Consider the following 21438-nt stretch of genomic DNA (forward strand, 5'->3'; position numbering starts at 1 on the left):
ACACCGAGCCCCCTGCGGAACCGATGGACAACGGTAGGACGGACCGGAACACAGGAGACGGGAGACGAGCAGGCATACCCAACTCGGGGGATGTCGACCCGGATCCACGGGCACGGGATCCGCTCCGCGTTCGACTGGTGACCTGCCAAGGGGTGATCCGCGTGCGCACGCGCGCGGGTGGGGGAGGAATGGGCCATGCGCCGAGGGGTGAGCACCCGGATCGTCAACATCTGCTTCCACGGGATCGGCCGGCCCTCACGCGTGCTCGAGGACGGCGAGGCGCCCTACTGGATCACGCCACGAACCTATGACGAGCTCCTCGACGAGGTCGCCGAGGATCCTCGGGTGCGGATCAGCTTCGACGACGGCAACGCGTCCGACGTGGAGATCGGTCTCCCGGGGCTCGTGGAGCGCGGCCTCACCGCGACCTTCTACGTCCTGGCCGCCCGGCTCGACCAGCCCGGGAGCCTCTCCCGGGCGGGCATCGGTGAGCTGGTCTCGGCAGGCATGAGCATCGGGACGCACGGCATGGACCACCGGCCGTGGCGTGGCCTCCGGCACGCAGAGGTCCATCGCGAGCTGATCGATGCGCGTTCCCTGATCGCGGACGCTGCGGGTCGAGCCGTCGACCGGGCTGCCCTCCCGCTCGGGCGCTACGACCGCCGTACGCTCTCCCATCTGCGGCGGCTCGGCTACACCTCGGTGGCGACGAGCGACCGTCGGTGGTCGAGCGAGACGGCGTGGCTGCAGCCCAGGTTCAGCGTCCGGTCGCACGACACGCTCGACTCGGTCCGCCTCGAGATGCTGACGCCGCAGGCTCGCGCCACGCAGGTCAGGCTGGAGACGATCGGCCTCGTGAAGCAGCTGCGTTGACGACACCCCGTCACGGGGACCAGTCCGGACCGCGAGGGGCTCGCAGCGTCGACGGGGACACCAGCGCACGGACGGCGGCGCGCGACGTCTGCTTCCCCAGGACAGACCGGCTCACTTCGCGGGCGAGGAGCACCGTCCAGTAGGCGGTGGTGCGCACGCGCCCATGGCGCCGCGCGAACAGCCTCAACCGGTTCGCGACCAGCATCGACCACAGCCTCGGCGATGTCGTGGAGTCGCCACCCAGGTGGACGGCGGTCGCGGCGGGCACGTAGCGGGTGACGTAGCCGAGGTCACGGATCCTCAGGTGGTACTCGGTCTCCTCGGAGTAGAGGAAGAAGCTCTCGTCCCACGGCCCGCAGGCGCGCCAGCACTCGGCACTGATGAGCTGCGTCGATCCCTCGGCCCAGTCCGTGGTCCTGGGGCGGTCGTAGGCAGTGCGATCGGTCACCACCTCGCCCAGCGTGCCGAGGCCGCCGGCCCGCGAGGCACCCAGGACCGCGTCGGCCAGCGCACGGAGCACGGTGGGCTCGCGGCGCATCGACGGCACCAGGACGCCGTCACCGTCGAGGAGGCGCGGGACGGCGAGACCGGTCGAGGGCAGCGCCAAGGCCTCCATCAGCGCCGGCACACAGCCCGGGGTGAGCCGTACGTCCGGGTTGAGCACGAGCACGGCGCGACCGACCCCGGTCGCGGCCACGGCGGCATTGATGCCGGCGGCGTAGCCACCGTTGCGACCGACGGGCACCAGCACGGCCTTCGGCGCCAACGCCCGGACCGCTTCCAACGACCCGTCGTGGGAGTCGTTGTCGGCCACGACGAGGCGCCAGGGCACCTCCCCCATGCCGAGGGGCAGGGAAGCGATCAGGTCACCCACCAGGGCTGCACTGTTGTAGGTGACCACGGCCACCACCACCTGCTCGTCCGGGCGCTCGTCCGGACGCTCATCCGGGCGCATCGGCGGCCCCCCTCTCCTCGGCGCTCAGGCGCCAGGCTGCCGCGGAGAGACCGAGCAGCAGGAACAGCGTCCCCGCGGTCATCGAGAAGACCAGTGCGTCGAAGGTCCCGAGGGCGAGGAGGAGGCCGGCCAGGGATGCCGACAGGCAGAGGCCCAGGTGGCGCGACCGCGCGTCGAGCGCCCGTGAGCGCGCGGCACGTGCCGAGAGGAACCCGGTCATGAAGAGCACCAGGGTGCACACCAGGCCCACCACTCCCAGCTCGAGGAGGAGCAGCAGGTACATGTTGTCCAGGATCCGGTAGAACTGCGGCACGAAGGTGAAGAAACCGCGGCCGAACGTCGGGCTCTGCCCCCACAGCATGGCCACCGCGTCGTAGTCGGTGGTGCGCCCGGAGATGCTCGGGTCGTTGCCGAGGTTGGAGAACAACGCATAGATGGTGCCGAGCAGACCGGGGAACGCGGAGCGCATCGCGACGACGGCGAACGGGAGCAGCGCCAGCGCTCGGATCCGCCACCTGGCCGGCCACCCCAGCAGGACGATGAAGAGGGCGGCCACCGTCGACACGACGGCGGACCGTGACACGGAGAGTCCCGCGCTGACGGCGATCAGCACCGTCGGGAGCAGGGCCCAGCGATTCCCCCACTCGTGCACGGTGCGGTGCAGCGCCAGGGGAAGCAGCGCCGCCATCACGACCCCGAACTCGATCGGGTGCGCCGCCGTGGCCGACACCCTGTTCACCACCGACCGGGACGCCACGCCGCCGAACTCGGAGTTCGCGCTGAGACCCGGGATCGCGTAGAGCGAGGTGATGCTCAGGCCCGTGAGGTACTGGACGATGCCCAGCACGGACATGAAGGCGCCGAGGAACACCAGCCAGCTGATCACCCGCTCGAGCTCGCGCCAGGATCGGAGCCCCTCGGCAGCAAGAAGGGTGATCCCGACCCACGCGAAGACGGCGACCAGGCCGCGGTCAGCCGCGCTGACCTGCACGTCGGCGAGCTCGGTGACCGACGGCACCATCAGTGTGAAGTCGTTGATGCCGCGGCGCAGGTGCGCCGGGGAGTACCACCCGTGGGCCATCGCCGCGGCATAGCTGCAGAGCACCGCCACCACGAACAGGCCCGTCGCACAGCGGTACCAAGTGAGGCCGCGGACGGGGTTGTGCCCGCCGAGCGTCGCCAGCACCCACCACAGCAGGGCGCCGAGGCCCCAGATGTTGGCCGGTGTCCCGGGCGAGCCGAGCGGAGCGAAGATCAGGACGGACGGCAACCCCAGCAGCAGGACGACGTACACGCAGACGAGGTGGGCCGCCGGGAGGTGCCGTCGACGTGCGGCCGCCTCAGCGACCCCGGGCCAGCGGATCCTGCTCGACAGGGCAGCCACGATGCATCACCTCGAGACCTTCGGACGTGGGCGCTTCTTCGTGCGCCCCGATCGGCCCGATCGACCTGATCGGCCCGACCCGGCCTTCGGAGCCGCAGCCGCCGACTCGACCTCCTCGGGAGCGTCCCTCTCGACAGCCGATTCGTCCGGATCGGGCGGAGCGGCAGCCACCGCCACCGGGACCGAGCGCCGCTCGCGCCGGGTCAGGAACCGGTCGATCACGAACACCGCGAGCAGGAGGAGCACGAGTCCCCCGGCAGCCGCACCGGCCATCGCGCGAAGCCGACTCCCCGAGAGCACCTCGGCAGTGGTGGTGACACTCGTCCGCGTGGTGTACATGACCTGTGACTCCGGGGCGTCCACGCTGTCCTGGATGTCCACCAGGCGCGCTTCCACCCAGTCCATGGCTGCATCCCGCGTGGCGACGGCCACATCGTTGTCGGTGTCCGTGGCGGTGATGGTGAGGAGCGGACCCGTGTCGGGGACGAGGGCGACGGAGTAGGCGGCGTCGAAGCCCGCGTCGGCGAGCTCCCCGGCCACGTCGTCGGAGACCGCCTCGGAGGCGATCAGCGAGGCGGTCGTGGTCAGGCCGGAGGGAAGGTTGAGATAGGGGTTCACCCGCGCGTTGCCCTCGGGCGCGTCCGCTGGCAGCAGGAACAGCATCAGCCCCGAGGCCTGGTACTGGACCGGTACGACGGAGCGCACCACGACGACGCCACCGGCGATCAGGCCGAGCCCCAGGAGGAAGATCCACCACCGCCGCCGCAGCACCATCACACCGTCAATGAAGTCCATATGTGTCGCTCTCCTCAGTGCCTGGGCGAATTGATGCTATCGACGCGCCGGCGACGGGATCGTGCTTTCGCTCCACGTCGGCCGATCCCGCCACTATCGTGCGAGGGGCCAGTGCCGGACCCACCGATCGCGAGCCCACACCGTGACCCTGCCGCCACGTCCATCCCACTCGGAGGTGACGCTCGCGCTGGCGTACCACACGTGGGCAGACGGTCTCACCCGGCAGTTCTCGTGGTCGCCCGATCGCGTGGCCCTGCACCTGCTCAACGATGCGTCGTTGGACAGCGTCGTGGTGGCCAATCCCTTGCGGAGCCAGCTGGAGCGGCTCCGGCGCCGAGGTCACGACGCGGACGAGGGCTTCCCCCACCTGCCCCGCCGCCACCTGCTGCAGCCCCGCAGGTGGCGTCGTCAGGACAACCCGTCGGTGCAGACGTCGATGGAGACCTACCGCCGGCTCGACCAGTGGCTCGCTTCGGCAAGCCGACGCCTGGGCCAGGAACGGCCGGTCCTCGTGAGCTGCCACCCCGTGCTGGCCGCGGTCGCGGAGGATGAGCACTGGAGCGACGTCGTCTACTACGGCTGGGACGACTGGCTCAGCTATCCGCGGCACTCGCACGTGACCGACCTGGTCGCCAGGAGCTACGAGCTGATGGCCCAACGACAGGTCAACGTCATCGGTGTCACCCGCGCCATCGTGGACCGGATCGGGTCGCCGCGCGGCAGCGTCGTGCCCAACGGCATCAGCGCAGTCGACCACGAGCCCGGAGCGGCTGTCGTCCCGAGCTGGTTCGACGAGCTGGTCGAGCCGGTGGCGCTCTACGTCGGGGCGCTGCAGGAGCGGGTCGACGTCGACGCCGTCCGACGGCTCGCCCTCGACCTTCCCGAGTGGCAGGTCGTGCTGGTCGGTCCGCTTCAGGACCCGCCGCGCTTCGCCACCCTGGCCGACCTGCCGAACGTCCACGTGATGCCCCCCCAACCACGGCCCGTCGTCCTCGAGATGATGTCGCGCGCCACCGTGTGCCTCATCCCCCACCGTCGTACGCCGATGTCCGAGGCCATGAGCCCGCTCAAGCTCTACGAGTACCTCGCTGCCGGCGCGACCGTCGTCGCCACCGACCTCGAGCCGATGCGCGGAGTCTCCGAGAGGTGCCTGCTGGTCGAGGAGGGCGCGGCGCTCGCACCCGCGGTGATCGCCGCCCGAGCGTTGCCCCGCCCCACCGCTGACGAGCTCGCAGACTTCAGGTCTGCCCATGACTGGTCCCACCGCTATCAGGACTGGAGGGTCGCAGCACTGGGGCGCTGACTCCCCAGCCGGTGTCGGAAGATGTAGTAGCCGCCGTGGTGGCGCGACTGCGCGACCAGCTCGAAGTCGCCGCTCCACGTCAGCTCGTCGGCCAGCCGCGTGACCGGACTGCGCAGGGCCTCCTCGAGGATCACCACCCGTGCCAGCCGGGCGGCATCGTCCACCGCGGGTGTGATCGCCGCGTGCCGACCCACGTGGACGAGCGTTCGGGGACCACTGGACCCGGGTCCCGGTGCGACGACGTCCAAGACCCGGGGCAGCCGAGGGTTGCGTGCCACGGCCAGCCGCATCGAGCGCTCCCTGAGGCTCAGGCGGGACGCACCGAAGACGAGCACGTCGTCCAGCGCCTCGCGCTCCACCACGTCGGTGAGCGACTCCAGCCACTCGTGGCCCACCCGCCGCCGGGCACGCTCCCGGAGCTGCTCGGCTCCCCGCCCCAGTGCGCCGCGGAGCCCCGTCGTGGCGAGCCGCACCGCGGTCCCGGCACCGCGTCGGGTGGTCCCGGAGGAGGGAACGGGTGTGACGCGAGCAGGGGTCACCGGACCGACGGTCCGCTCGCCTGCGCCTCCCCGCAGGGGGTCGGGCTCGCCGACGAGGGAGGCGACCACCCCGGCAGCCTCCACCTGGCCGTTGGCCTCCAGCATCGACCCGAGCCGTTGCAGCCACTGGGCCCACGTCACGGTCGGAAGCGGGTTGGGAGACGGACGCGGCACGCACACGTGAGCAGGCAGGGACGCTCCCGTCACCCGGGCGACGACGACGCGGGTGCGGTCGAGCTCGGGGTGGCCGAGGCCGGGGTGGCCCTCGGCCGCCTCGCGGGCGCCGGCCGAGTCACCCAGGCAGAGTCGCGCCCAGATGAGCACCGACCACTGGACCGGATCGGGGGTCGTGGGCTCGTAGAGCCGGTCCACCCGCTCGATCAGGTGGGAGACGGAGGCGAGGGCGTCCCCGGCCCGGCCGTCGAGGAGCTGCGCCGTGGCGGTGCCGACGACCGCTTCGGGGATGTACTGGAAGCTGGCGGCGCCCGTGAAGGCGCGCTCGGCAGCCCGCAGTCGCCCGCCCTGCACGGCCGCCCACCCCTCGAGCAGGTAGGCGCGGTCCTCCGCGGTGCACGCCGGGGCAACGGCCGCGGGCCCGGACGACGCCGACCGGACCGGCGCGAACGGGTCGTCCTGGACCAGGCCGGAGGACGAGCCCGTGCTCGTCGTCAGGTCGTACCAGTCGCGGAGCTGGCGACGCTGCTCGGCGGTGTGCCGCTCCAAGACCAGGCGTCGCCCTGCGCCGGTCACCTCGGCGAGCTCGTCGGGATGCGTGACGAGGTGGTGCACCTTGTCGCGCACGTCGTCCTCGTCGGCGAGCACGCAGTTGACCATGTCGACGTAGCCCGCGGCACGCATGGCGGGGGTGTCCTGGGCAACGAGGCAGGTCGCCGAGGCGGGGATCTCCAGGTGCTTGCGGACGAAGTCCTGGGTGAAGCTGCCGCAGCTGGGCGCGAACGACGCGGAGTTGATCAGTCGAGAGTAGGCCTCGCCGACCGGCATCGACCGGGTTCCGTCCGAGTCCGTCCACCCGAAGTGGGGGGTCGAGAGGACGGGGTAGTGCTGCGCGAGCACCTTGTTGACACGGTTGCGCCACGGGTAGTGGCGCGCCTGGCTGCCGGTCAGCAGGACGGGTACGACCTTGGGGAGGCCGTGGTCGCGGTGCACCTCCGGGTCCACCCAGTTGGGCCAGTAGAAGAGCCGGTCCGCGATCTCGGGGGTGTAGGCGCCCATCGCCGCCGACACCGTGAAGTAGGTGTCGACGCCCCAGTCGGCCATGTCGGCGAGGAAGACGCCGCGGACCGGATCGAACGCATCGGAGTTGAGGAAACCGATCCGGGGGACGTGCTTGTGCCGGTCGAGGTTGGTGAGCCGCCGGTGACCGACGTAGACACCGGACTCGAACAGGACGAGGTCGGGCCGGTGCCGGTCGCACAGCGCGTCGAAGTCACCGTCGTGGTCGACCACCGTCACGTCGAAGAAGAGCGCGAGGCCGCGCACCTGCTCGGCGAGCTGGTCGTGCACGAAGGGCGCCAGGTCCGGGCGGACCCAGCGGAAGAACAGCAGGCGCGGCTTCGCCTCGAGGTCCGGAGCGGCCGTCATCCGACCTCTCCTCCGCGACCTGCCGTGGCCACGGCTCGCAACGAGCGACCAGCGACGGCCACGTAGACGAGGCCTCCCACCCCGGCCCCGACAAGCAGCTGGGTGGCGGGCCCGTCGACGACACGCATCGCCACTGCAGCGCACGCCGCGGCCACTGCGGCACTGGTCAGCGGGAACACGACCGCGCGACCCAGGATGCCCGGCAGTCCGTTCACCAACGGCGACACCGCCACGGCGTAGGCGGGCAGGACGACCAGCACGACGACCCCGACGTGGGCCCAGGCGACGCCCTCGAGCCCGCCGGCGCGTGCGCCGAACGCCATGGCGGGGAACAGTGCGGCGAGCCAGACGACCTGGATCACCAGCGCGCGGGACGTGCGCCCCGCACCCACGAGCAGGTTGGACAGGAGCGACACGACAGCGAAGGAGCCGCCGTAGACGGCGAGGATCTCGAGCACCGGCGCCGCCTCGTCCCATCGTGCGCCGTAGAGCACGCGGATGAGCGGCTCGGCCAGCACGTAGGTCATCGCGGCGATGACGAAGGCGACCAGGCACACCGCGCGGGTCGAGCGACCGAGCGCGAGCGAGAGTCGTTCGCGGTCGCCCCACACGCGGGAGAACCCGGGCATGGCGACGCCGTTGATGGCCCCGCTCAGGACCGCAGTGGCCCAGGACGAGACGTTGAACGCGAGCATGTAGACGCCGAGGTAGGCCGCGCCGAACTGGTTGCCGACCAGGGCGTAGTCGGCGTTGACCAGGGCGTAGTTGACGAGGTTGGCGCCGGCGAGCGGGAGCCCGAAGGCGAACACGTGGCGCAGATGGCGGGACGTGATGCGGGGACGGTAGACCCGACCGACCGCGAGCAGGATGAAGATTCCCTGGAACACGACGGCGGCAACCCGGGACCAGGCGAACGACATCGCCCCGGCACCGTGGTGCGCCATGACCACGAGCAGGATGCTCGACGGGACGAAGCCGGCCACGGTCGCAGCGAAGAGTCGACCCTGCTGGAACTCCCGCGCGAGCAACGCGGTGGGCACGGCGATGATCCCTCCGACCACGAGGACCAGGGACATGACCCTGATCTCCTCGACGGCGGCCGGGGCTCCGAACATCGCCGCGAGCTGCGGAGCGGACAGGCACACCAGGATCGCCAGGACCACACCGCTCAGCATGGCGATCGCAGTCACCGTCGGGCCCACGTCGTCGGGGTCGACGTCGCCGCGGACCAGGTAGGCCGCGACTCCCCAGTCGGCGAACCCGCTCACGACCACCGACACCGTCAGGGCCGCGGCGAACACGCCGAACTGCTCGGGCGAGACCAGGCGGACCACGACCACCATCACCGCGATGTTGGCGAAGCGGATGGTGAGGTTGTTGACGACCCCCCAGACGGCGCCCGACCGGACCCGCGACTCCAGGCCACGCGCCCCGGGCGGGGCCGTCGCTGATCGGTCCCGCTCCGGCGCGCGCTTGTCGAGGAGGTGCCGTCCCTCGGTCCTGCTCACTGTGCCCCCACTACGTCACATCACTGTTGCCGGCCCGTCCCCCGGGCCGTACCCCCACCAGGTCGGCCCTAGGGCACCGCGTACTCGAACTCGATGTCCACGAAGTAGTTGGTGGCATTCCACGACGACGCGGGGAACCCACCTCCCCACCCGTAGACGTAACGGCCGTTCTGGGTGGCCGCGGCCGTCAAGGGCCCGGACGTGACCGGACTGGTGAAGAAGGCGCCCGTGAGGGAGTAGTTGCCGTTGGGTGCGTAGTAGGACACGACGTAGGTCTCCCCCGGCGTCAGGGCCAGCGGGGAGGCCAGGGCCGCTGTCTGCCAACCACTGGCGGTCTCGTTGGCGAAGGTCACCGTCGCGAGCCGGACGCCGGCGGAGCTCCAGATGGATCCGGTGTGGGTGCCGGTGTTGCCGGCCCCCTTGTAGAAGCGGATCGCCTTGACGGAACCTGCCTTGCTGGTGGTGAAGGCCATGCCAAGCTCGATGTCGCTCGAGTCGCCCGACGACGCCGTCGCCGGTGTGGAGCTGCCGAGCAGGGTGGACACCGCGGTCGCGGACGCCTTCGTCGTGAAGGACCACGTCTGCGTGGCGAGCACGGCTCCGCGGGTCGAGACCACTCCGGAGACGGTAGCCGTCAGCGTCTTGCCGGCGGGCAGGCCGCCGGTCGGGGTGAAGGTGAGCGTCTTGCCGTCCGTCGAGAGCGCGGCCGTGCCCGGCACCGTGGTCGCCCCGTCCTTCACCGTGAAGGACCAGCCCGTCGCTATCTGCGCGGAGAACGACACGGTGGGGGCGACCGAGGTGGCCACGTCGGTCGCACCCGAGGCGGGGGTGTGACCCGTCGAGGTGATGGTCGGCACGCCCTTGCGGTAGACCACGTCCACGAAGTAGTTCGTGGCGTTGTAGCTGTAGGCCGGATAGCCGCTGCCGTAGACGTAGCGCCCGTTGGACGATGCCGGGGCGGTGAGATCACCGTCGACCCATGCATTGGCAAAGAACTGCGGGGTCGTGGAGTAGCGGCCCTGCGGAGCGAGGTAGGAGACGACGTACTCCTGGCCCTCGGAGACGTCGAGCGGGGTCGCGAGCACGGCCGTCTGCCACCCCGTCACGGTCTCGTTGGTGAACGTCACCGTCGCGAGCCGGACGCCTGCGGCGTTCCAGATCGACCCGGTGTGCGTGCCACCGTTGCCGGCCCCCTTGAAGAACCGGATGGCGGTCACCTTGCCGTCCGCGGCCGGGACGAACCGGGTCCCGAGCTCCACCGAGGCGCTGTCGTCGGCGGCCTGCACCTGGGGCACGAGGTCACCGAACATGCTCTGCGGGCGGGACACGTCGTCGTCGCCGGACGTGCGGAACGTCCACTGCTGCGCCGGAAGGGCTGCCCCCTCGTCGGACACCACTCCCGTGAGGGACGCCGTGACGAGCACGTCCTTGGGCAGCGGCTGTGTCGGGGTGAAGGTCAGCTTCGTCCTGTCGGCGCTGGCGGTGGTCGTCCCGGCGACTGCGGTTCCTGACTGGCTCAGGGCGAACGTGTAACCGGGTGCCACCGGTGCCGACAGGCGGACCGACACCACGCTGCCACGCGCCACCCCAACCGCTCCCGGTGCGGGGTCCTGGGAGGTGACCGAGATCGAGGGTGCCGGGTAGGCGAAGATCGGATCCACGTAGTAGTTGTTCGACGAGCTCGAGCCCGGGAACCCGGTTCCGTAGGAGTACGACCCGGAGGTCCCGGTCACCGTGATCGGTCCTCGGGACTGGTTCTCGGCGAGGAAGCCGTTCGTGGTGTGGGAGAACAGGCCCGTCGGTGAGTGGTAGGAGACGATGTAGTCGGTCGCCTGGTTCACCGACACCGGCTGCGCGAACATCAGTTCCTGCCAACCGGCCGTCGACTCGCCCGTGAACGTCCCCGACGCCAGCGCCGTGCCGGCCGCGTTCCACAGGGTGCCAACGTGGCTCCCGGTATTGGCCTGCGACTTGTAGAAGCGGACGCCGGTGATCATCCCGTTCTGAGTCGTGGTGAAGCGGGTGCCCACCGTCACGGGCGACCCGTCGGTCGCCTCCAGGACGGTCGGCGCCTCGTTCTCGTCGAAGAGCGTGCACGGGCAGACCCCTGGCGTGGCCGGGGGCTTCGCCGACCGGAAGGACCACGTCGTGCCCGCGGACACCTGGTTGCCCTGCGCGTCGGTGCCGGACACGGTCGCGGTGTAGGTGACGAAGCCGGCCAGCGGCTGGCTCGGCGTGAACGTGACCGTCCGCGTCGTGGCGTCGTACGCCGTCGTGCCCGCCACGGTCGCGTTGGTGGAGTCCTTCAGCACCAGCCCGGCGCTGCCGGCGGTCAGCGGCTTGGTGAATCGGGCGGACACCGTCGAGCCGACCGGCACGCTCGAGGACCCGGCCAGCGGGAGCTGGTTGGTCGCGATCAGCGGCGAGGCGTCCTGGGTGTTGAACAGGACGTCCACGTAATAGTTGCTGCCCTGGTAGGACTGGTTGGGGAAGGATCCCGCGGACCCGAAGACCCCTGCCGATGCGGCGCCGAAGCCACCCTCGACGAGGAGGGCACCCGTGTCGAGCGGGCTGGCCGCGAAGGCGTAGGACTGCACCGGATAGTGCCCGTTGGGCACCGTGTAGGAGACGACGTAGGTCTGCCCCGCCGCGAGCGCGACGGGCGAGGCGAAGCTCGCCTGCTGCCAGCCGGACGCCGTCTCACCGCTGAACGTGACGGTGGCCAGCTTGGCCCCGGACGAGCTCCACAGCGAGCCCACGTGGGTGCCGGTGTTGCCCGTGCCCTTGTAGAAGCGGACGCCGGTGGCGAAGCCGTCCCCACCCGCGATGAAGCGCAGGCCGAGCTCGGCCGACGAGGCATCGTCGACGGCCGGCGTCTTGGGCACGGACGTCCCGAAGATGCTGCACGGGCACTTCGCCGTGTAGGCCCGGGTCACTGCGGCGCCGATGTTGGCGCTGTCGTCCATGGCTCGCGCCCGCACGCTGACAGCACCGACCCCGCGCTGGAGAGTGGTGTAGGACCAGGAGGTCGTGCCCGTGGCCGCGTGCCAGGTCTCACCGGCGTCGAGGGACACCTCGACGCCCGCCACCCGACCACCGACGTCGCTGGCGGTGCCGGTGACGGTCACCGCCTTGCCGTTGTCCTGGTTGGCCGTCGTGGCGGGCGCGGTGATGGCCACGGTCGGTGCGGTGGTGTCGGTGCTCTTGGTGGCGGTCACCAGGCCCGAGGCGAGGGCGAAGGGCTGGACCCCCATGTCGGCGAACAGGTTCACCTGGAACTGCCGCATCCGGGCGTCGGCAGGGCCGCCGACCCGGTCGTGCGTGTCGTCGAGCCCCCACGACCACTGGATCGTGCCCGCGCTGAACACAAGGGCACCACTGGCCGCCTTGTAGAGGGTGATGTGGTGCTCGGTCTGCCCGGGCAGCGTCACGTTGCCGAAGTCCTGGAGGACCTGCGGGACGTCGCCGATCGTGGTCGACATCCTGATCAGGCCGGCAGGTCTGTGACCGTTGTCGAGGTCCTCGTTGGACTCGTAGCCGATGGTCGCATCGGACAGCGCTGCCTTCGAGCCGGCAGGAAGGGACGCGAGGGAGGTGTTGCGCCACATGCGCAGCTTGCCCTCCTCCGAGCTCACGGTGATGGGCAGCTCGCTGAAGTTGGAGATGTAGGCGGTGCCGGTCAGGTTGTTCTCGGGTCGACCGCCCCCCTGGCTGCTGGGCGCGAGCCTCGGGTCGCGCCACGTCGACGTCGACTGGGGCGACGGGTCGATCTTGGCGTTCGCCCACGTCTCCTTGTAGGAGACGAGCGTGCGGTAGGCCGTGTGGCTGCTGTCCAGGGACGGCTCGTAGCGGGTGCGCCAGTAGACCTCGTTGCCGCTGAGGAACTGCAGGTTCACCCCAGCCGCGCGGGCCGCCTCGACATTGGCCCGCTGCGCCCCGCTCCAGTACTCGTCATGGCCGACCGAGAGGAAGACCTTGTGGTTGGTCAGCAGGTTGCCCCGGCGGTCGGTGTCGACGCCCGCGATGTAGCTGACGTCGTAGCCGTTCTGCTCGAGGAACCGGACCATCGGGTACTCGGCGGAGAAGAAAGCGTCACGACCGCCGTTGTCCCCACGCGTCGTGACCGGGCGGTTGTAGGACACCTTGTAGGCACGCCCGTTGGCGCCGCCCTGGTAGAAGTCCGAGCCACCGTAGGTGTTGTAGGCCTGCCACGTCGGGTCCGACGTCTGGAAGACCACGGCGGACGTGCTCGCGTCGTCACGCACGACGAACGTGATGTGGCTGGCGTCGCCGTTGCTCCGCTTGAGCAGAGCGACGTACACGCCCGACACCGCCGTGGACGGGACGTTCCACGATGCCGAGACCGCCCAGTTGCCGCAGTCGTAGAGCTCGGTGGCGATGTCGGTGATGCAGTTGGGCTGGCTCTGCGGAAGGGACGCGCTGGGCGTCACCGAGGCGATCTTGCGGGCACCGAGGCCCTGGTAGTAGCCGATCCGGTAGATGTCGATGGTGTAGGACGTCGCGACCGTCTTGATCTTGAAGTCGATCCGCTGGCCGACGTTGACCGAGATGTCGGTGGAGAATCCCTGGATGGAGTCGGAGCCGGCACCCTCGATGTCCCAGATCTCAGCGTCGGTGCCGGGCTTGGAGTTCTCGCAGGCGACCTTGTTGCCGCCGGCTGCACACGGGTCAGCGGCGTTCGCGGGTGTGGGCCCACCCAGGAGCGCCGGACCGGCCAGCGCGTTGAGCGCCGCCACGAGGAGGAGGGCGGAGGCCCTCGCACCCCACGATCGTGTCCTGCGCACACCTCGAACCGAACCTGTGCTGGTCATGCCCACCCCACCCTTCGACGCGCGACTGACGTCACGGACTGATCTTGGTCGCGCTCACCCCGGCCGGGAGTCGGCCGTCGGTCGATATCCCCACAATTCGGTGCGCGGGGCCTGTCATGCGTCTACGGCCGCCACCACCGCTGCCGCGGCTGCCACGCCCCGCTGGCGCGGGACGCGTACGCCGCTGATCAGCAGCGGCGGAGGGTCGGTGACCTTGGAGACCCGGTGGCTCGCTGCCGCGACGAGGTCCCGCTCCTTGAGGCTGTCGGCGTCCCGCGAGATGCACAGGTCGCGCAGCGCGAGGTCCAGCGCGATCGTCAGCTGGTGGTCGTCGACGTGCTCGCCGTGCTTGGCGCGGCGCGGCACCAGGACCGGGAACTTGCCGTTCTCCAGCGCCATCAGCGCGATGCCGGTGCCGGCGTGGGCGACCACGACATCGGCGTCGCGGATCGCTGTGCGCATCTCCTCCGCGGGGACCCGCGCCCGGCCGTCGATGCCGAGGCCGGTCGTGTCGGTGCAGCCCGTCTGCCAGAGCACCTGGGTGCCCGACGGCACGAGCGGCACCAGGCGCTCGAGGAGTCGCCGGAAGCCGTAGTCCTCCTGGGTCCCGAGGCTGACGACCATCGACCGGATCGAGGGCCGGGCCGTCGGGGTCACGTCGTAGAGGTCCCACGGGGACGCGAGGTAGTGCCACGACCCCTTGTCGAGGTCGCTGGACTGGCTGAACGTGGTGATGCCCGGCATGGCGGCCATGGCCCGCCCGGACAGCGACGGCTTGTCGCGCCGCGTGGCGCTCTCGATGTAGACCGTCTCGATGCCGCGCAGGCGCGCCTGCGGGAGCACCGCGAGCGCGAGGGCGGCGCCGGTGCTGACCACGAGACGTACGTCGTGCTCGCGGAACAGCGTGCGGGCCGCGAGGGCGTTGCGGGCGACGGCCGCCCCATCACGGGGCGGGCACGGCAGCATCCAGTGGACCTGCTCGCCGGCGAGCATCGACTCGGTCTGGGGAGTCCGCACGGTCACCCAGACGACGTCGTCGCCGACGCCGAGGCGGGGGCGGAGCGTGTGGAGCTGCATGAGGTGGCCGCCGTCGTTGGCCACGAGCAGGGTGGTCATGCGTGGTTCCTCTCGGGGTGTGCCTCGACCGCGGCGGCGAGCACGTCGACGACGCGGTCCTGCATGGCCTCGGTCAGGTGCGGGTGCATCGGCAGCGAGAGGATCTCCTCCGCCGCCGCCTCGGCCACCGGCGCGGTGCCCGGCCCGAGACCCAGGTGCGCGTAGGCGCCCGTGCGGTGCACCGGGTAGGGGTAGTGGATCCCGGCGCCCACGCCCGCCCGGCCGAGCTCGGCCAGGACCCGGTCGCGCTCGGCGACCCGCACGACGTAGAGGTGCCAGACGTGCTCACCCTCGGCCCCCAGCAGCGGACGTCGTACGCCGCCGACGTCGGTGAGGAGGCTGTCGTAGCGGGCGGCCGCGCGGACGCGGAGCTCGTTCCACTTCTCCAGCCGGTCGAGCTTGGCCCGCAGGTAGACCGCCTGGATGGTGTCGAGACGGGAGTTCATCCCGATCACGTCGTGCACGTAGCGGACCGAGGAGCCGTGGTTGCGCAGTCGGCGGAGCTCGGCGGCGATCGTCGCGTCGTCGGTCGTGACGGCGCCGGCGTCGCCGGCCGCACCGAGATTCTTGCCGGGGTAGAAGCTGGTCGCCCCGACGAGCGCCAGTCCCCCGGAGCCGCGCCCGGCGTGCCGGGCGCCCTGCGACTGCGCGGCGTCCTCCACGAGCGCGACGCCTGCTGCCTCACACACCTCTGCGAGCCGGTCCATCGGCGCCAGCTGGCCGAACAGGTGGACCGCGACCACGGCCTGGGTGCGGTCGGTGATCGCCACCTCCACGGCCGCCGGGTCGAGGAGCAGGCGCTGGTCGTCGACGTCCACCGGCACCGGCACGGCGCCGATCCGCGAGACCGCCTCCGCCGTCGCGACGAAGGTGTTGGCGGGGATGACGACCTCGCCACCGGGTCCGACACCCGCCGCGCGCAGGGCGAGCTCGAGGGCGTCGGTGCCGTTGGCGACGCCGACGCAGTGCTCGACGCCGACGAACTCGGCGTACTGGTGCTCGAAGTCCGCCACCGGCGGGCCGTCGACGAAGGCGGTCGCGGCGAAGACGGCAGCGATGCCGGCCTCCACCTCCGCCGCGACCTCCGCGTGCTGCGAGGCGAGGTCGACGAAGGGGATGCTTGTCATGCGTGGACTCCGATCCGGATGGGTCGAGCAGGTACGCCGGCCCAGGTCTCCCCGGGCGGCAGGTCTTCGAGGAGCACGGACCCCATGCCGAGCGTGGCGTCGGCCCCGACGCGCACGCCCTCGCGCACGCTGGAGTTCATCCCGAGGTAGGCGGCCTCGCCGATCTCGACGTCACCGCCGAGGGACACGCCCGCGCAGATGGTCGCGAAGTCGTGCACGGTGCAGCCGTGGGTCAGCGCGACCTGCGGCATCAGCACGACGTGCCGCCCGACCTCGACGTCGGCGGTGAGCACGACCCCGTCCAGCACGATCGAGCCGACGCCGATGGAGCAGCTGCCGGGCAGCACGACGCGCGGGTGGACGACGGACGTGTAGCGGGCTGCGTCCACCCCGAGCATGTCGAGGCGTACGGCGACCCGGCGGCGGAAGCGGCCCTTGCCCAGCGCGAGCACGACGTCGTGGTCGACGATGTCGGGGACCAGGTCGACGGACCCGAGCACCGGGGTGAGGCCGTGCAGCGTGCCCCAGGTCGCGGGGTTGTCGTCCACGATGTTGACCGGGCCTCCGTGCCGCATCATCACCGCCACGGAGGTGGCCTCGCGCGCCAGGCCGCTGGCCCCCACGAGCAGCAGGCCGGTCACGGTCGCCACGCGGTGCTGAGGGCGTCGCAGACGCGCGCCTGCTCGGAGTCGGTCATCTGGTGGAACAGCGGCAGGATCAGGGTGCGGTCGGTGAGCCGCTCCGTGACCGGGAGCGGCACGTGGTCGCGGTCCGCGTGCGCCGGCTGGCGGTGGGCCGCCATGATGCCGCGCCGGGCGGAGATGCCGGCCTCGGCGAGGTGCACCATCATCTCCTCGCGGTCCAGCGGGTGGTCGGGCAGCACCTCGAGCCAGCAGGACTGGAAGTTGGTCGTGCCCCACTCCGGGTCGGCGACCATCCGCAGTCCGGGCAGGTCGGCCACGGCCTGCGCGTAGGTCGCGGCGAGCTCACGTCGGCGGGCCACCATCGCGGGGAGGCGGCCGAGCTGGACCAGGCCGACGGCGGCCTGCAGGTCGGTCATCCGGAAGTTGAAGCCGATCTCGGCGTAGGACTCCGGCGGCGCCAGCACGCTCGCGTGACGGTCGGCGGCGGAGACGCTCATGGCGTGCTCGCGCAGGCGCCGGGCCCGGTCGGCCCAGTCGGCCCGCGACGTGGTGAGCATGCCGCCCTCGCCGGTCGTCAACAGCTTGCGGGGGTGGAAGGACCACGCGGCGATGTCGGCGCCCGCGCCGACGGGACGACCGTGGGCGGTGGATCCCGCCGCGCACGCGGCGTCCTCGATCACCGTGATGCCGAGGGGGTCGCACCAGGCCCGGACGGCCCGCAGGTCGAGCGGCACGCCGCCCTGGTCCACAGCGATCACCGCCCGCGTCCGGGCGGTGACCACTGTGGCGATGGTGGCGGGGGTCAGGTTGCCGGTCGTCTCGTCGACGTCGGCGAACACCGGCGTGGCACCGACGTACGTCGGGGCGTTGGCGGTGGCCACGAAGGAGAACGACGGCACCACGACCTCGTCGCCGGGTCCGACCCCGGCCACCACGAGCGCCAGCTGCAGCGCCGTCGTGCAGTTGCTGACCGCCACGGCGTGGGCCGCCTGCTGGGACTCGGCGAACGCCGCCTCGAAGGCGGCGACGCGGGGGCCCTGGGCGACCCAGCCGGAGCGCAGCACCTCGGACACGGCGGCGACCTCCTCCTCGCCGAGCCAGGGCTGCATCACGTTGATGCGGGAGAGCTGCTGGTCGAGGCTCATCGCGCCACCGCCGCCTCGGGCCGTCCGGCGGAGATCTCCTCGCGCAGCGGGCGCCACCACTCGACCAGGTCGCGGAGGCCCTCCTCCAGTCCCGTGCGGGCGACGAAGCCGAGGTCGCGCTCGGCGGCGCAGGTGTCGGCCAGGCGGCGTACGACGCCGTTGACGCCGCGCTCGGGCCCGTGCTCCACCGACAGGTCCGAGCCCATGACGTGGAGCAGCGTCCGGGCCAGGTCGAGCAGGCTGGTCTCCTCGCCGCGGGCGACGTTGTAGACGCCCTGCACCACCGGAGAGGCGGCGGCCAGCACGTTGGCGCGGGCGATGTCGGAGGTGAAGACGAAGTCCATCGTCTGTCGTCCGTCGCCGAAGATCAGCGGAGGTCGACCGTCGTCGATCCGCTCCATCCACCGCACCAGCACCTCGGTGTAGAGGCCGTGCACGTCCATCCGCGGTCCGTAGACGTTGAAGTAGCGCAACGCGACGTAGTCCAGGCCCCTCATCGCCCGGAAGCTGCGGAGCATGCCCTCGTTGAAGGTCTTCGCCGCGCCGTAGAAGGTGTCGTTGGCGTAGGGGTGCTGGGACTCCGGCGTGGGGAACTGCTCGGCCAGTCCGTAGACGGACGCGGACGAGGCGGCGACCACCTTGTCGACGCCGGCGTCCGCCGCCGCCTCGAGGACGTTGAACGTCCCGTCGACGAGCACCTCGAGGGCGAGCCGCGGCTCCTCCGCGCACTGGGTGATCCGGATGGCGGCCTGGTGGAACACCAGGTCGCAGCCGCGGGTCAGGTCGTGGACGAGGTCGCGGTCGCGGATGTCGCCGCGCACGAGCTCGACCCGGTCGCCGGCGAGGGCGTCCTCGAGGTTGGCCTCCCGCCCCCGCACCAGGTTGTCGAGCACCACGATCCGGGCGACGTCGGCCTCGAGGAGCTGGTCGACGAGCGTCGAGCCGATGGTGCCGGCGCCGCCGGTCACGAGGGCGGTGGCCCCGGCGAGCGCGGTCATCGGACGACCTCGAGGACCGGCTCGGCGACGGTCGGGCGGGGCACCGGTGGGGGTCCCGCCGGCACCGGGTGGGCGTCGACGGCCGGCGCGTGCGACGAGTCGGAGAGGCGCCGCGAGGCCTGCTCCAGCACCTCGAGCACCCGCAGGCCGGACCGTCCGTCGGTGAGCGCCGGGCGTCCCTCGCGGATCGCGGCCGCGAACTCTCCGACCATCGAGCCCAGCGCCTCCCGCTCGGGCAGGGCCGGTGACCAGGTGTCGCCCAGCCGGTAGGAGACCGACGAGGCGGCGCGGTCGGTGCTGCCCACCGACGTACGGGCCAGGTCGACGCCGCGGTCGTAGATGCTCAGCCGCTGCTGGGGGTTGAGGTCGTCCCAGACGAGGGTGCGGCGCGAGCCGCCGATCACCATCTGGCGGATCTTGGTGGGGCTGAGCCAGTTGACGTGCACGTGGGCCAGGCCGTTGTCGGGCAGGGGCAGCGTCAGGTGGCCGACGCACGCCCTGCCGGCGCCGATGGGGTCGGCACCCGTGGCGCCGATGCCGACCGTGGGCAGCCCTCCGGGCAGCACGAAGTCGAGGATCGCGAGGTCGTGCGGCGCGAGGTCCCACAGGACGTCGATGTCCGGCTGGATCAGGCCGAGGTTGATGCGCACCGAGTCGATGAAGTGCACCTGGCCCAGCTCACCGCTGACCACGAGGTCGCGCATCTTCTGGACCGCGGGGGTGTAGCAGTAGGTGTGGTCGGTCATCAGGACGAGACCCTGCTCCTCGGCCAGGTCGACCATGGCCCGCCCGTTGGCCACGCTGTCGGCCAGCGGCTTCTCCACCAGCACGTGCTTGCCGGCGCGGAGCGCCTGGAGCGCGAGTCCGTGGTGCGTGCGTGCCGGGGTGGCGATCGCGACCGCGGTGATGTCCGGGTCGTCGAGCACCCTCTCCAGGCTGTCGGTCACCTCGACGTGGGGACCGGCGACCTGCCGCGCCCGGTCGAGGTCGAGGTCGCAGACCATCCGGAGGTCCCAGTGCGGCGAGCCGCCGAAGTTGCGGACCAGGTTGGGTCCCCAGTAGCCCGCGCCGATCACGGCGATGCCCAGCCGGGTGCTCGGGGTGGTGCCCGGCGTGCTGCTCGGGTCGGTGCTCATCGCGCCTCCTCCAGTCGTCCGTGGGTCTCCACGTAGACCTCGCCCGACCTCGGGCAGATCCATCGGTCGTGCGAGTCGGAGACGAGGGGTACGCCGCTGCGACCGACCCATCCGACCTGGCGGGCAGGGCTCCCCACGACGAGGGCGTGGTCGGGCACGTCCCGGGTCACGACGGACCCGGCGCCGACGCTGGCCCAGCGTCCGATGGTCACCGGCGCCACGCAGACCGCGCGCGCCCCGACGGCCGCTCCCTCGCGGACGGTCACCCCGACCGCCTCCCAGTCCTCGGCCCCCTTGAGCCGCCCGTCGGGCGTCACCGCCCGGGGGTAGGTGTCGTTGGTGAGCACGACGGCGGGGCCGATGAAGACGCCGTCCTCGAGGACGGCCGGCTCGTAGACCAGCGCCTGGTTCTGGACCTTGCAGCGCTCGCCGATCCGGGCGCCGGGGCCGACGTAGACGCCGCGACCCAGGATCGTGTCGGCACCCACCTCGGCGCCGGTGCGGACCACGCACTGGTCCCACACCTGGGCGCCGGGGCCGACGCGGGCGCCGTCCTCGATGGACGCTGTGGGGGCGACGACGGTGTCGGCTCCCCTGCGGGTGGGCGGGCGGGACATCGTTGTCATGTTCGTGAGCTTTCGTCTCGTTGCCAGGTGGTGAAGTCTCCGGACCGCAGGGCCCGTCGGGCGCCGGCCTGCGCGGCCAGGTGGACCGCGACGAAGACCGGGAGCCGGAGGGCGAGCCCGGGGCGGCTGACGGCCAGGCCGAGGAGGGTGCGCACGCTGGTGCGCGAGGCCGGTCGGCGTACGCCGAGCCGGGCGGCCTGGGCGTTGCCGGTGGCGACCCGGATCCGGCGGCGGACCAGGTCGCGCACGGTGCGCGGCGGGTGGACGACGGCGACGGCGTCGGCGACGACGCGTCGCTCGTCGGTCCCGAACGAGTCGGACATGCCGAGGTCGTCGCTCATCATCCGCGGCAGGGCGGTGACCCGCGCCTGGGCCTGCTCGGACAGGACGACCACGCCCCGTCCGAAGAGCCCGGACTCCACCTGCGGCAGCGACTCCCAGACGTCGTAGTACCAGCGCACCCAGCGCGAGCAGCCGGCCCGGGGCACGTCGCGCCGCGGCGCGGTCGCCAGGACGTGGTCGCGGGTGATCGGCTCGAGGAGCTGCATCACGGCGCTGCCGTGGAGCTCGATGTCGGCGTCGAGGTGGACCCGGGGGAACACGTCGGTGGCGGTGTTGCCCACCCGGACGGCCTCGGCCTTGGACGGCTGCTGGATCTCGATGACCCGTGCGAGCGGGTCGGCCAGGCGGGCGACCTCGGCGGTCTGGTCGGTGCAGCCGTTGCAGACCACGACCACGTCCAGGTCGTCCCCGCGGGTGCCCTCGCGCAGCGCACGCAGGTTGCGACCGATCGTGGCCGCCTCGTTGTGCGCCGGAATGATGACGCTGGCAACGGCCATCCCCAACTCCCCCAAG

The 21438-nt window shown here is 71.6% G+C and carries 16 protein-coding genes; 2 read left to right on the plus strand and 14 right to left on the minus strand.

All coding sequences use genetic code 11. The annotated features are described in order from the left end of the window. Positions 1-195: 195 nt before the first annotated feature. Positions 196-873, plus strand: coding sequence for a polysaccharide deacetylase family protein (locus JWN97_RS19480; RefSeq protein ID WP_297626874.1), 678 nt, complete (start codon positions 196-198; stop codon positions 871-873). A gap of 10 nt (positions 874-883) precedes the next feature. Here the strand turns inward: JWN97_RS19480 and JWN97_RS19485 are convergent, their stop codons facing one another. The 3 genes from JWN97_RS19485 to JWN97_RS19495 are packed head-to-tail and all read right to left on the minus strand — an operon-like array spanning position 884 to position 4007. Further along, positions 884-1828, minus strand: a complete 945-nt coding sequence (locus JWN97_RS19485) for a glycosyltransferase family 2 protein (RefSeq protein WP_297626877.1) — start codon at positions 1826-1828, stop codon at positions 884-886. Beyond that, positions 1815-3212 carry an O-antigen ligase family protein gene (locus tag JWN97_RS19490; protein ID WP_297626880.1) on the minus strand — a complete coding sequence of 466 codons (1398 nt, stop codon included), beginning with the start codon at positions 3210-3212 and terminating at the stop codon, positions 1815-1817. The genes JWN97_RS19485 and JWN97_RS19490 overlap by 14 nt, the downstream gene beginning before the upstream one ends. A 6-nt stretch (positions 3213-3218) precedes the next feature. Continuing rightward, positions 3219-4007 carry a hypothetical protein gene (locus JWN97_RS19495; protein WP_297626883.1) on the minus strand — a complete coding sequence of 263 codons (789 nt, stop codon included), beginning with the start codon at positions 4005-4007 and terminating at the stop codon, positions 3219-3221. Between the two features lie 175 nt (positions 4008-4182). Between JWN97_RS19495 and JWN97_RS19500 the strand changes: the two genes are divergently transcribed. Beyond that, a complete protein-coding gene (locus tag JWN97_RS19500; RefSeq protein WP_297626886.1) occupies positions 4183-5310 on the plus strand; it encodes a glycosyltransferase in 1128 nt (375 codons plus the stop codon). On the opposite strand, the gene JWN97_RS19505 is transcribed toward JWN97_RS19500, so the two are convergent. The 11 genes from JWN97_RS19505 to JWN97_RS19555 form a co-directional block, all read right to left on the minus strand. After that, complete coding sequence (locus tag JWN97_RS19505; protein WP_297626889.1) at positions 5277-7451, minus strand: glycosyltransferase; 2175 nt, start codon at positions 7449-7451, stop codon at positions 5277-5279. The genes JWN97_RS19500 and JWN97_RS19505 overlap by 34 nt on opposite strands. Continuing rightward, entirely contained in the window at positions 7448-8959 is a 1512-nt protein-coding gene (locus JWN97_RS19510) for an oligosaccharide flippase family protein (RefSeq protein ID WP_297626892.1), read from the minus strand. Before JWN97_RS19510 ends, JWN97_RS19505 begins: the two co-directional genes overlap by 4 nt. A gap of 68 nt (positions 8960-9027) precedes the next feature. Beyond that, entirely contained in the window at positions 9028-13764 is a 4737-nt protein-coding gene (locus tag JWN97_RS19515; protein ID WP_297626896.1) for a DUF4082 domain-containing protein, read from the minus strand. 141 nt (positions 13765-13905) lie between these two features. Next, a complete protein-coding gene (locus JWN97_RS19520) occupies positions 13906-14907 on the minus strand; it encodes a glycosyltransferase (protein WP_297626899.1) in 1002 nt (333 codons plus the stop codon). Continuing rightward, positions 14904-16034, minus strand: coding sequence for a DegT/DnrJ/EryC1/StrS family aminotransferase (locus JWN97_RS19525; RefSeq protein ID WP_297626902.1), 1131 nt, complete (start codon positions 16032-16034; stop codon positions 14904-14906). The genes JWN97_RS19520 and JWN97_RS19525 overlap by 4 nt, the downstream gene beginning before the upstream one ends. Further along, positions 16031-16684 carry a NeuD/PglB/VioB family sugar acetyltransferase gene (locus JWN97_RS19530; RefSeq protein ID WP_297626905.1) on the minus strand — a complete coding sequence of 218 codons (654 nt, stop codon included), beginning with the start codon at positions 16682-16684 and terminating at the stop codon, positions 16031-16033. Before JWN97_RS19530 ends, JWN97_RS19525 begins: the two co-directional genes overlap by 4 nt. Then, complete coding sequence (locus tag JWN97_RS19535) at positions 16672-17823, minus strand: DegT/DnrJ/EryC1/StrS family aminotransferase (RefSeq protein WP_297626908.1); 1152 nt, start codon at positions 17821-17823, stop codon at positions 16672-16674. The genes JWN97_RS19530 and JWN97_RS19535 overlap by 13 nt, the downstream gene beginning before the upstream one ends. Further along, a complete protein-coding gene (locus tag JWN97_RS19540) occupies positions 17820-18821 on the minus strand; it encodes an NAD-dependent epimerase/dehydratase family protein (RefSeq protein WP_297626910.1) in 1002 nt (333 codons plus the stop codon). Before JWN97_RS19540 ends, JWN97_RS19535 begins: the two co-directional genes overlap by 4 nt. Next, the gene (locus JWN97_RS19545) at positions 18818-19957 is read right to left on the minus strand and encodes a Gfo/Idh/MocA family oxidoreductase (protein WP_297626913.1); all 1140 of its coding nucleotides are present in this window, start codon (positions 19955-19957) and stop codon (positions 18818-18820) included. The genes JWN97_RS19540 and JWN97_RS19545 overlap by 4 nt, the downstream gene beginning before the upstream one ends. Continuing rightward, a complete protein-coding gene (locus JWN97_RS19550; RefSeq protein ID WP_297626916.1) occupies positions 19954-20574 on the minus strand; it encodes an acyltransferase in 621 nt (206 codons plus the stop codon). Before JWN97_RS19550 ends, JWN97_RS19545 begins: the two co-directional genes overlap by 4 nt. A 5-nt stretch (positions 20575-20579) precedes the next feature. Beyond that, positions 20580-21422 (minus strand): glycosyltransferase, encoded by an 843-nt coding sequence (locus JWN97_RS19555; RefSeq protein ID WP_297626921.1) that lies wholly within the window; start codon positions 21420-21422, stop codon positions 20580-20582. Positions 21423-21438 lie beyond the last annotated feature (16 nt).

This window comes from Nocardioides sp., from assembly GCF_025965415.1.
Taxonomy (GTDB): domain Bacteria; phylum Actinomycetota; class Actinomycetes; order Propionibacteriales; family Nocardioidaceae; genus Nocardioides.

Coding starts and splice junctions, on each gene's coding strand:
- JWN97_RS19520 (WP_297626899.1), bottom strand. CDS start 14,907: ATGACCACCCTGCTCGTGGCCAACGACGGCGGCCACCTCATGCAGCTC.
- JWN97_RS19540 (WP_297626910.1), bottom strand. CDS start 18,821: ATGACCGCGCTCGCCGGGGCCACCGCCCTCGTGACCGGCGGCGCCGGC.
- JWN97_RS19485 (WP_297626877.1), bottom strand. CDS start 1,828: ATGCGCCCGGATGAGCGTCCGGACGAGCGCCCGGACGAGCAGGTGGTG.
- JWN97_RS19525 (WP_297626902.1), bottom strand. CDS start 16,034: ATGACAAGCATCCCCTTCGTCGACCTCGCCTCGCAGCACGCGGAGGTC.
- JWN97_RS19535 (WP_297626908.1), bottom strand. CDS start 17,823: ATGAGCCTCGACCAGCAGCTCTCCCGCATCAACGTGATGCAGCCCTGG.
- JWN97_RS19495 (WP_297626883.1), bottom strand. CDS start 4,007: ATGGACTTCATTGACGGTGTGATGGTGCTGCGGCGGCGGTGGTGGATC.
- JWN97_RS19545 (WP_297626913.1), bottom strand. CDS start 19,957: ATGAGCACCGACCCGAGCAGCACGCCGGGCACCACCCCGAGCACCCGG.
- JWN97_RS19555 (WP_297626921.1), bottom strand. CDS start 21,422: ATGGCCGTTGCCAGCGTCATCATTCCGGCGCACAACGAGGCGGCCACG.
- JWN97_RS19550 (WP_297626916.1), bottom strand. CDS start 20,574: ATGTCCCGCCCGCCCACCCGCAGGGGAGCCGACACCGTCGTCGCCCCC.
- JWN97_RS19505 (WP_297626889.1), bottom strand. CDS start 7,451: ATGACGGCCGCTCCGGACCTCGAGGCGAAGCCGCGCCTGCTGTTCTTC.
- JWN97_RS19480 (WP_297626874.1), top strand. CDS start 196: ATGCGCCGAGGGGTGAGCACCCGGATCGTCAACATCTGCTTCCACGGG.